Raw genomic sequence first — 895 nt, 5'->3', positions numbered from 1 at the left:
GAAGTTGTTTAAACAAATAAGAGTTCCCAAAAAATCAGCAAATTTGAATTGCAATAAAAAAAACTAATAATTTGGAACTCCTTAGCAAATATAAAATAGAAGAATTGATATTACCTCATTTAAGTATAGGAAAACGAGGATTTAAGACAAAATTTGATTTAATAAAAGTTGTACAATTAATAATAAAACGCTTAAAAACGGGTTGTCAATGGCGAGAATTGAGTTTGAAAGAATATTTTTTAGACCAAAAAATAAGTTGGCAAAGTATTTATTATTATTTCAATAAATGGAGTAAAGATGGCTCTTTCAAAAATGTTTGGATCAACTTATTATCTAAAAATAAAAAATCATTGGATATGTCTTGCGTTCAATTAGATGGCAGCCATACTCGTTGTCGATTAGCAGGTGAAGCTGTTGGTTATCAAGGCAGGAAAAAATCAAAAACCACTAATATTATTTTTTTGTGTGATAATCAAGGTCAAATGCTAGCAATGGGTTCTCCTAAAAGTGGAACAAACCATGATTTATTCGAGATTAATGATGTTTTAAATGAAATTCTTCAGCTTTTGCAAGAAAGTGATATTTCACATCAAGGACTTTTTCTAAATGCTGACGCAGGTTTTGATAGTGATGATTTTAGAAGCTTACTCGAAAAAAACGAAATTATAGCCAATATAAAAGTCAATACAAGAAACTCTAGTTCAGTTGACAATGATTATTATTTTGATCCAAAATTATATAAAAGAAGGTTCAAAATTGAAAAAGCGAATGCTTGGATTGATTCCTTTAAATCCTTGCTTATAAGATTTGAAACTTCCGCTATTAACTGGATCAATCTACATTATATTGCTTTTACTCTTCTACTTATCAAAAAAATGAAAGTTTAAACAACTTC

At 28.4% G+C, this 895-nt stretch carries 1 protein-coding gene; it reads left to right on the top strand.

All coding sequences use genetic code 11. From position 1 onward, the window contains the following. Positions 1-71 precede the first annotated feature (71 nt). Entirely contained in the window at positions 72-887 is an 816-nt protein-coding gene (locus N5D90_RS17050; RefSeq protein WP_347881119.1) for an IS5 family transposase, read from the top strand. Positions 888-895 lie beyond the last annotated feature (8 nt).

Source organism: Empedobacter sp. GD03797 (assembly GCF_029842105.1).
In the GTDB taxonomy this organism is placed as follows: Bacteria; Bacteroidota; Bacteroidia; order Flavobacteriales; family Weeksellaceae; genus Empedobacter; species Empedobacter falsenii_C.
Note: the sequence above shows the minus strand (reverse complement) of the source record. Positions and strands in the feature narration are given on the sequence as shown.